Consider the following 9,565-nt stretch of genomic DNA (forward strand, 5'->3'; position numbering starts at 1 on the left):
TCCGCCGGCACGCCGGGAGCACGCACCGGACGCCCGCGGGGCCGCCTTCAGGGCGACGACGAGAATTGGACGAGAGGACCTGCTGCTCTGGCCGGAAAGGTCTGCCGGGAAGATGCCGGGCGTCGCGGGCCGGTGAACCTTTCCGTTCACAGCACCAAAAAGCTGCGAACAAATGGGCACCCGGCACGCGCCCTCGCGGCGGCGCCGGAAGGCCCTGGTGGCTCCGCCGCAAGGACCCTCCGCCGCAAGGACCCTCCGGCGCCCTGCGACCGCAGGCGCGCCGGACGCCGCGAGCTGACCGGAACCCGCTTTCGTCCGCAGCTCTGAGACGGCCCGCCCACGCCCGGCCCCCACCTGCGCCAAACCGGCGCACACCCCGTCGTCACTGCTCCACGCCGGACAAACGCCGCCCGGTCGTCCCCGGCCTACCGTTGTCGACGCAAGTACTCACCTCACCTCCAACGCGGAAGGGCCGGGACTCGTCCAATGACATCCACCACCGCCTTCTGGCTCGCCGGCCGCCAGGCCACCGGCGAGGACACCTTCGACGTCACCTCCCCGTGGGACGGCCGGACCGTCGGGCAGGTCAGCCTGCCGACCGACGCCCAGGTCGAGGAGGCCGTGGCCGCCGCGCACGCCGTGCTGGACGAGTTCGCCGCCACCCCGGCCCACGTACGCGCCGCCGCCCTGGACCACGTCGGCAAGCGGCTCGGCGAGCGCGCCGAGGAGATCGCCCAGCTGATCTCCGCCGAGAACGGCAAGCCCGTCAAGTGGGCGCGCGGTGAGGTCGGGCGCGCGGTGTCGGTGTTCCGGTTCGCCGCGGAGGAGGCCCGCCGGTTCAACGGCGGCGAGGCCCAGCGCCTGGACACCGACGGCGGCGGCCAGGGCCGCCTCGCGCTGACCCGCCGCTTCCCCAAGGGCGTCGTCCTCGGTATCGCGCCGTTCAACTTCCCGCTGAACCTGTGCGCCCACAAGGTCGCCCCGGCCATCGCAGCCGGTGTCCCGATCATCCTCAAGCCGGCCCCGGCCACCCCGCTGTCCGGCCTGATCCTCGGTGAGCTGCTCGCCGAGACGGAGCTGCCCGCCGGTTCCTGGTCGATCCTGCCGGTCTCCAACGACCGCATGCCCGCCCTGGTCCAGGACGAGCGGCTGCCGGTCATCTCCTTCACCGGGTCCGAGAAGGTCGGCTACGCGATCATGGACTCGGTGCCGCGCAAGCACTGCACCCTGGAGCTGGGCGGCAACGGCGCGGCCGTCGTCCTCGGCGACTGGGCGAGCGACGAGGACCTGGACTGGGCGGCGAGCCGCATCGCCACCTTCTCCAACTACCAGGGCGGCCAGTCCTGCATCTCCGTGCAGCGCGTGATCGCCGACGCCGCCGTGTACGACCGGCTGCTGCCGCGCATCGTCGCCGCCGTCGAGGCCCAGGTCACCGGTGACCCCTCGGACCCGAAGACCGACGTCGGCCCGCTGGTCAGCGAGGACGCCGCGCGCCGCGTGGAGTCCTGGGTGCAGGAGGCCGCCGACGCCGGCGCCGCTGTGCTCACCGGCGGCAAGCGCGACGGCGCGTCCTACGCGCCGACCGTCCTCGCCGAGGTGCCGGCCGACGTGACGATCGCCCGCGAGGAGGTCTTCGGCCCGGTCCTGACCGTGCAGAAGGTGAACGGCGAGGCCGAGGCGTTCGCCGCGGTCAACGACTCCAAGTACGGCCTTCAGGCAGGCGTGTTCACCCACGACGTGCAGACCGCCTTCCGCGCCCACCGGGCCCTCGAGGTCGGCGGCGTGGTCGTCGGCGACGTGCCGTCCTACCGTGCCGACCAGATGCCCTACGGCGGCGCCAAGCAGTCCGGCGTCGGCCGTGAGGGCGTGCGCTACGCGATGGACGACTACACCTACGAGCGCGTCCTCGTGCTGACCGGTCTGGCCCTGTAGGCGGGACGGTCCTCCACCGGCGGCGGCCGGAGCCCACTGTGCGGGGGCTCCGGCCGTCGCCGTTCGCCGTCCCCCGCGGGCCTCGGCCGACGAAGCCGACGTGCGCGAGCCGCACCGGGCCGTGCCGCCGGGGGCGGACGCCGTGCACGCCGTCGGCGGCGAACGCCGCCCGGACCGCCGTGCGGTCGTACGGACCCGAGGCGGGCGCGGCCAGGGTGAGCACGGCCGCCGCGTCGTCGTCCGACAGGATCCCGACGGTGCCCTCGCCCGCCGGCTCGGCGGTCACCTCGGCGACCGCGTCCCCGAAGTCGCGGGAACGGTAGGGGAGTCCGTCGGTGCCGCCCGGGACGGGGGTCACCGCGTCGCCCGCCTGCTTCGTGCGGCCGGCGGTCCCGGCGCCCGTCTGCTCGTCGAAGCCGGCGGCGTCCAGGCCGTGTTCGCGCACGGGACGCGGGGCCGCGGGCTCGCCGTCCAGGGCGAGGGTGGTGCGCAGGCCCATGTCCTCGCTGGAGGCGCCCGCGAGGAGTTCGTACGCTCCCGGTTCCCGGTCGAAGCGTTCGGTGCCCTCGGCGCCGGTGGTGAGCGGGGGAGGCCGGTGCGGCCGGCCGGCCGGCAGGCAGGGCCGGGTCGAGGGCGCCTCCGGCGCCGCGCCTCCTCGCCGGCCGCGCCGGCGGGCGGGACGCGCGGGAAGGCGCCGGACGCGGTGCGCAGCAGCACCCGGTCCACGCCCTCGGCGAAGTCGACCCGGTCCGCGCCGAACCGCTCGTGCAGGCCGTCCAGCGGGGTGGAGCGGTGCATCGACGTGCCGCTGTACCGGTCGAGTCCGCACTCGTCGGCCGGCGGGCCGGCCACCGCGGTCCGGGCGGTGGGGTCGAGCGGGAGCAGACCGTCGTTCTTGAGCGGGACGGCCCCCTGCTCGGCGGCTTCGCGGGCCGGGGCGCGGGGGGCGCCGGGGCCGCCGGCTCCGCGGGTCGCGGTCCGGGCCGAACCCGCCGAGCCGGAAGCGGACCGAGAACTGGCGGCGCACCGCGGTGGACACCCCCGCCGGGCGCGGGGGAGGGCGTCCGTCAGGGGGCCGTCGGCGCCGGTCCGGAACTGGCGCGCACGGTCAGCTCGGGCGCGATGAGGACCACCTCGGCACCCTCGCGCCCGTCGAGCTTGGCCACCAGGCGCTCGACGGCGTGCCGGCCCATCTCCTGGGCGGGGACGGCGACCGAGGTGAGCCGGACGGAGGCCTGGACGGCCACCTGCTCGGGGCAGATGGCGGCCACCGACACGTCCTCGGGCACGGCCCGGCCCTGCTGGCGCAGCAGGGCGAGCAGCGGCTCGACCGCGGACTCGTTCTGCACGACGAAGCCCGTGGTGCCCGGCCGCTCGTCGAAGATCCGGGCCAGGGTCGCCGCCATCGCGTCGTAGCCGCCCTCGCAGGGGCGGTGCAGTACCTTCAGGCCCAGCTCGCGCGCCCGGGAGCGCAGCCCGTCCAGGGTGCGTTCGGCGAAGCCGGTGTGCCGTTCGTAGACGGCGGGCGCCTCACCGATGACAGCGATGTCGCGGTGGCCGAGCTTCGCCAGGTGTTCCGCGCACAGCGCGCCGGTCGCGCCCCAGTCGAGGTCGACGCAGGTCAGTCCGGTGGCGTCGGCGGGCAGTCCGATGAGGACGCAGGGCTGGTGGGTGCCGCGCAGCAGGGGCAGCCGCTCGTCCTCCAGCTCGACGTCCATCAGGATCATCGCGTCGGCGAGCCCGCTGCCCGTCACCCGGCGCACGGCGTCGGGGCCTTCCTCGCCGGTGAGCAGCAGGACGTCGTACCCGTGGGCGCGGGCGGCGGTCGCCACGGCGATGGCGATCTCCATCATCACCGGCACGTACATGTCCGTACGCAGCGGGATCATCAGGGCGATGATGTTCGACCTGCTGCTGGCCAGCGCGCGGGCGCCCGCGTTCGGGTGGTAGCCCAGTTCGCGGATGCTGTGCTCGACCCGCTCCCGGGTGCTCGCGGAGATGGACCGCTTGCCGCTGAGGACATAGCTCACCGTGCTCGCCGAGACTCCGGCGTGCCGCGCGACCTCGGCGAGGGTGACCATCAGCTCTCCAAGCTGGGTGAAGCGCTTCGACAGTGCGCCTGACCGGTAGGGTTGATTGTGAGGTTGGTTTCGACAGTATCCCCAGTTCCCAGTAGGTGTCCATAGCCTGTCGAAGCGCTTCGACAGGTTTCCCGCCCGGCAATCCCCGTTGGACCCGGACGCCCCCTTGCGCCCCCGCCCCGGCGGACCCCTGCGCACATGCTCCCCCCGCATGACACCACACCGGGACACCCGCGGCCGCACCGGCCGCCCGCACGCTCGGCGGCCCGCACGCCAGGGGTGGTGGCACCGTCCGGTATCGGGTACATACGAACCAGTGGCACCGGTCGGTGAAGAAAACACCCAAGATCCCTATTCGCGGGGCGCGTTCCCGCGGTGAGGTGAGCCTCATGTCCGCACCAGCGACCAGCAGACCCACCGTGAGCGAGCGCGAAGCCCGGCAGGTGGCGGAGGACGCCCGGGAGCAGCACTGGCGCAAACCCAGCTTCGCCAAGGAACTGTTCCTGGGCCGCTTCCGGCTCGACCTCATCCACCCCCACCCGCTCCCGGCCGACGACGACGTGCAGCGCGGCGAGGAGTTCCTGGCCAAGCTGCGCGACTTCTGCGAGACGAAGGTCGACTCCGCCCGGATCGAGCGCGACGCGCGGATCCCCGACGAGGTCGTCACCGGGCTCAAGGAGCTGGGCGCCCTCGGCATGAAGATCGACACCAGGTACGGCGGTCTCGGACTCACCCAGGTGTACTACAACAAGGCCCTCGCCCTGGCCGGCTCCGCCAGCCCCGCCATCGGGGCCCTGCTCTCCGCGCATCAGTCGATCGGCGTACCGCAACCGCTCAAACTCTTCGGCACCCAGGAGCAGAAGGACACGTTCCTGCCCCGCTGCGCCCGCACCGACATCTCCGCCTTCCTGCTCACCGAGCCGGACGTCGGCTCCGACCCGGCCCGCCTGGCGACCACGGCCGTGCCCGACGAGCGGGGCGACTACGTCCTGGACGGCGTGAAGCTGTGGACCACCAACGGCGTGGTGGCCGACCTGCTCGTCGTCATGGCGCGCGTACCGAGGTCGGAGGGGCACCGGGGCGGCATCACCGCCTTCGTCGTCGAGGCCGCCGCCGAGGGCGTCACGGTGGAACACCGCAACGCCTTCATGGGCCTGCGCGGCATCGAGAACGGCGTCACCCGCTTCCACCGGGTCCGCGTCCCGGCCGCCCAGCGCATCGGCGAGGAGGGCCAGGGCCTCAAGATCGCCCTGACCACGCTCAACACCGGCCGGCTCTCCCTGCCGGCCATGTGCGCGGGCGCGGGCAAGTGGTGCCTGAAGATCGCCCGCGAGTGGTCCGCCGTCCGCGAGCAGTGGGGCAAGCCGGTCGCGCTGCACGAGGCGGTCGGCTCGAAGATGTCCTTCATCGCCGCCACCACCTTCGCCCTGGAGGCCGTGCTCGAACTGTCCTCCCAGATGGCCGACGAGGACCGCAACGACATCCGCATCGAGGCCGCCCTCGCCAAGCTCTACGGCTCGGAGATGGCCTGGAAGATGGCCGACGAACTGGTCCAGATCCGCGGCGGACGCGGCTTCGAGACGGCCGCCTCCCTCGCCGCCCGCGGCGAACGCGCCGTCCCCGCCGAGCAGATGCTGCGCGACCTGCGCATCAACCGCATCTTCGAGGGCTCCACCGAGATCATGCACCTCCTGATCGCCCGCGAGGCCGTCGACGCCCACCTCTCGGTCGCCGGCGATCTCATCGACCCCGGCAAGTCCCTCCAGGACAAGGCGAGGGCGGGCGCGAACGCGGGCGTCTTCTACGCGAAGTGGCTGCCGAAGCTGGTCGCGGGCCCCGGGCAACTGCCGCGCTCGTACGCCGAGTTCCACCCGCGCGGGCACGCCGACCTCTCCGGGCACCTGCGCTTCGTCGAACGCCACGCCCGCAAGCTCGCCCGCTCCACCTTCTACGCCATGTCCCGCTGGCAGGGCCGGATGGAGACCAAGCAGGGCTTCCTGGGCCGCGTCGTGGACATCGGCGCCGAACTGTTCGCGATGAGCGCGGCCTGCGTGCGCGCCGAACTCCTGCGCACCCGCGGGGAGAACGGCCGCGAGGCCTACCAACTGGCCGACGCCTTCTGCCGCCAGGCCCGCATCCGCGTGGGCGAACTCTTCGACCGCCTGTGGAACAACACCGACGACCTGGACCGCAAGGTCGTCAAGGGCGTCCTCGGCGGGGCCTACGAGTGGCTGGAGCAAGGAATCATCGACCCCTCGGACGACGGCCCGTGGATCGCCGAGCCGGAACCGGGCCCCAGCGCACAGGAGAACGTGCACCGCCCGATCCGCTGACCACCCGCCCCGCCGGTCCAGCGGCGGCCCTGCAGGCCCCCGCCCCGCCCCACGGCGACCGCCGCCTGCCCCGCGGCGCGGCGGTCCCGCGCCGGGCCTGCCGTCAGGCGGGCCTGTCCCGGGGCGGTCCCGTGCCTGGCCCCGCACGGGCGGGACGGGCGCCCCCGCGGCGCGCGCCGGCGCGCATGCGCCGGCGCGCGATCCGGGGCGCCCCGAACCCGCCCGGCGGACGCGCTGTCCTGAGACACAGGCGGTGCGGCCACAATGGGGGGATGAGCGACAGTCCAGCCCCTCTCGCCGATCCGCATCTCGTCTTCGACCCCGTCAGCGGGGACGGACCCAAGGACGTGGTCGTCCTCGGGTCCACCGGGTCCATCGGCACCCAGGCCGTCGACCTCGTGCTGCGCCACCCGGACCGCTTCCGGGTCACCGCGCTCTCCGCCAACGGCGGCCGGGTCGGTCTCCTCGCCGAGCAGGCGTTCCGGCTGCGGGCGCGGACCGTGGCCGTGGCCCGCGAGGACGTCGTACCCGCCCTGCGCGAGGCGCTGGCCGCGCAGTACGGGAGCGCCGGGCCGCTCCCCGAGATCCTGGCCGGGCCCGACGCGGCCACCCACGTCGCCGCCTCCGAGTGCCACACCGTCCTCAACGGCATCACCGGATCCATCGGCCTGGCCCCGACCCTCGCCGCCCTTGAGGCGGGCCGCACCCTCGCGCTCGCCAACAAGGAGTCGCTCATCGTCGGCGGCCCGCTGGTCAAGGCAGTGGCCGAGCCGGGTCAGATCATCCCGGTGGACTCCGAGCACGCCGCGCTCTTCCAGGCCCTGGCCGGCGGGACCCGGGCGGATGTGCGCAAGCTCGTCGTCACCGCCTCCGGCGGCCCCTTCCGCGGCCGTACCAAGGAAGAACTCGCCGACGTCGGCGTCGAGGACGCCCTCGCCCACCCCACCTGGGCGATGGGTCCGGTGATCACGGTGAACTCCGCGACCCTCGTCAACAAGGGCCTGGAGGTCATCGAGGCCCACCTGCTGTACGACATCCCCTTCGACCGCATCGAGGTCGTCGTCCACCCGCAGTCGTACGTCCACTCGATGGTCGAGTTCACCGACGGGTCCACCCTCGCGCAGGCGACGCCCCCCGACATGCGCGGGCCCATCGCCATCGGCCTCGGCTGGCCCGAACGGGTTCCCGACGCCGCCCCCGCCTTCGACTGGAGCAAGGCCTCCACCTGGGAGTTCTTCCCCCTCGACACCGAAGCCTTCCCCTCCGTCGGCCTCGCCCGGCACGTCGGCCGGCTCGCGGGCACCGCCCCGGCCGTGTTCAATGCGGCCAACGAGGAGTGCGTCGACGCGTTCCTGCGCGGCGCACTGCCCTTCAACGGGATCATGGAGACCGTGACACAAGTGGTCGAGGAGCACGGCACACCCCGCACGGGAACTACGCTGACCCTGCCGGACGTCCTCGAAGCGGAGACCTGGGCCCGCTCCCGCGCCCGGGAACTGACAGCGCAGACGGCGACCGCGGAGGCGCGTGCATGACGTCCCTGATGATGATCCTCGGCATAGTCGTCTTCGTGATCGGCCTGCTGGTCTCCATCGCGTGGCACGAGCTGGGACATCTGTCCACCGCCAAGCTCTTCGGCATCCGCGTGCCGCAGTACATGGTCGGCTTCGGCCCGACGATCTTCTCGCGCAAGAAGGGCGAGACGGAGTACGGCATCAAGGCCATCCCGTTCGGCGGCTACATCCGCATGATCGGCATGTTCCCGCCGGGCGACGACGGCCGGGTCACCGCCCGCTCCACCTCACCCTGGCGCGGCATGATCGAGGACGCCCGCTCGGCCGCGTACGAGGAGCTGGAGCCCGGCGACGAGAAGCGCATGTTCTACACGCGCGCCCCGTGGAAGCGGGTCATCGTCATGTTCGCCGGCCCCTTCATGAACCTCGTCCTCGCGGTGGCCCTGTTCCTCATCGTGCTGATGGGCTTCGGCATCTCGCAGCAGACGACCTCCGTCAGCTCCGTCTCGCAGTGCGTCATCGCGCAGAGCGAGAACCGCGACACGTGCAAGAAGGGCGACGCGCTCTCCCCGGCCGCCGCCGCGGGGATGCGGGCCGGGGACCGGATCGTCGCCTTCGACGGCGTCAGGACCGACGACTGGGACCGCCTGTCCGACCTCATCCGCGCCAACCCCGGCAAGCAGGTGCCGATCGTCGTCGACCGGGGCGGCCATGACGTCACCCTGCACGCGAAGATCGCCACCAACCAGGTCGCCAAGAAGGACTCCCACGGTCAGATCGTCCAGGGCCAGTACGTCACCGCCGGGTTCCTCGGCTTCAGCGCGGCCACCGGCATCGTCCGCCAGGACTTCGGCCAGTCCGTGACCTGGATGGGCGACCGGCTCGGCGAGGCCGTCGACTCCATCGCGAGCCTGCCCGGCAAGATCCCGGCCCTGTGGGACGCGGCCTTCGACGGCGCCCCCCGCCAGCCCGACTCCCCGATGGGCGTGGTCGGCGCGGCCCGCGTCGGCGGCGACATCTTCACCCTGGACATCCCGCCCACCCAGCAGCTGGCCATGGCCATGATGCTGGTCGCCGGCTTCAACCTCTCCCTGTTCCTCTTCAACATGCTGCCGCTGCTGCCGCTGGACGGCGGGCACATCGCCGGCGCCCTGTGGGAGTCGCTGCGCCGCCACCTGGCCAAGGTGCTGCGCCGCCCGGACCCGGGCCCGTTCGACGTGGCGAAGCTGATGCCGGTGGCCTACGTCGTGGCCAGCGTCTTCATCTGCTTCACCATCCTCGTCCTCATCGCGGACGTCGTTAACCCCGTCAAAATCACGTAGCAACCCGCTGTTCGAGGCGGCCGGGCAGGTGTCCTGTCCGGCCGCCTCCCATTGAGTGGGTTTGCCGGGTGGGATGTGCCGATGATCGGGGCGGTGCCGTAATCTCGAAGCCTGGAGCCCGCCGCAGAACGGGGCCGGACCTTGATCCACGACTTGGGGTTGCACAGCAGATGACTGCGATTTCTCTCGGCATGCCGTCCGTTCCGACCAAGCTCGCCGAGCGCCGCAGGAGCCGGCAGATCCAGGTCGGATCCGTGGCGGTCGGTGGGGACGCGCCGGTCTCCGTGCAGTCGATGACGACGACGCGTACGTCGGACATCGGTGCGACGTTGCAGCAGATCGCGGAGCTGACCGCGTCGGGCTGCCAGATCGTCCGCGTCGCG

The 9,565-nt window shown here is 72.8% G+C and carries 6 protein-coding genes and 1 pseudogene; 5 read left to right on the forward strand and 2 right to left on the reverse strand.

The genetic code is table 11. From position 1 onward, the window contains the following. Window positions 1-486 precede the first annotated feature (486 nt). A complete protein-coding gene (locus IG64_RS32565) occupies window positions 487-1,932 on the forward strand; it encodes an aldehyde dehydrogenase family protein (protein WP_037862873.1) in 1,446 nt (481 codons plus the stop codon). 556 nt (window positions 1,933-2,488) lie between these two features. Here the strand turns inward: IG64_RS32565 and IG64_RS43375 are convergent. Both IG64_RS43375 and IG64_RS32570 read right to left on the reverse strand, forming a co-directional pair. Then, window positions 2,489-2,977: pseudogene (locus IG64_RS43375) on the reverse strand (sugar hydrolase); the annotation flags it as partial. Between the two features lie 22 nt (window positions 2,978-2,999). Further along, on the reverse strand, window positions 3,000-4,013 hold the full coding sequence (locus IG64_RS32570; RefSeq protein WP_037862881.1) for a LacI family DNA-binding transcriptional regulator: 1,014 nt from the start codon (window positions 4,011-4,013) through the stop codon (window positions 3,000-3,002). A gap of 389 nt (window positions 4,014-4,402) precedes the next feature. Here IG64_RS32570 and IG64_RS32575 point away from each other — a divergent pair, with 389 nt between their 5' ends. From IG64_RS32575 to IG64_RS32590, 4 genes are all read left to right on the forward strand, one after another. After that, on the forward strand, window positions 4,403-6,346 hold the full coding sequence (locus IG64_RS32575; RefSeq protein WP_037862884.1) for an acyl-CoA dehydrogenase family protein: 1,944 nt from the start codon (window positions 4,403-4,405) through the stop codon (window positions 6,344-6,346). A gap of 272 nt (window positions 6,347-6,618) precedes the next feature. Next, window positions 6,619-7,881 carry a 1-deoxy-D-xylulose-5-phosphate reductoisomerase gene (gene dxr, locus IG64_RS32580; protein ID WP_037862886.1) on the forward strand — a complete coding sequence of 421 codons (1,263 nt, stop codon included), beginning with the start codon at window positions 6,619-6,621 and terminating at the stop codon, window positions 7,879-7,881. Between the two features lie 8 nt (window positions 7,882-7,889). Continuing rightward, window positions 7,890-9,182, forward strand: coding sequence for a M50 family metallopeptidase (locus IG64_RS32585; RefSeq protein WP_199811696.1), 1,293 nt, complete (start codon window positions 7,890-7,892; stop codon window positions 9,180-9,182). Between the two features lie 170 nt (window positions 9,183-9,352). Beyond that, window positions 9,353-9,565, forward strand: a 213-nt coding sequence (locus IG64_RS32590; protein ID WP_037862892.1) for a flavodoxin-dependent (E)-4-hydroxy-3-methylbut-2-enyl-diphosphate synthase, incomplete at its 3' end; no start/stop codon positions are given.

The organism is Streptomyces sp. NRRL S-340 (genome assembly GCF_000720185.1).
GTDB lineage: Bacteria > Actinomycetota > Actinomycetes > Streptomycetales > Streptomycetaceae > Streptomyces.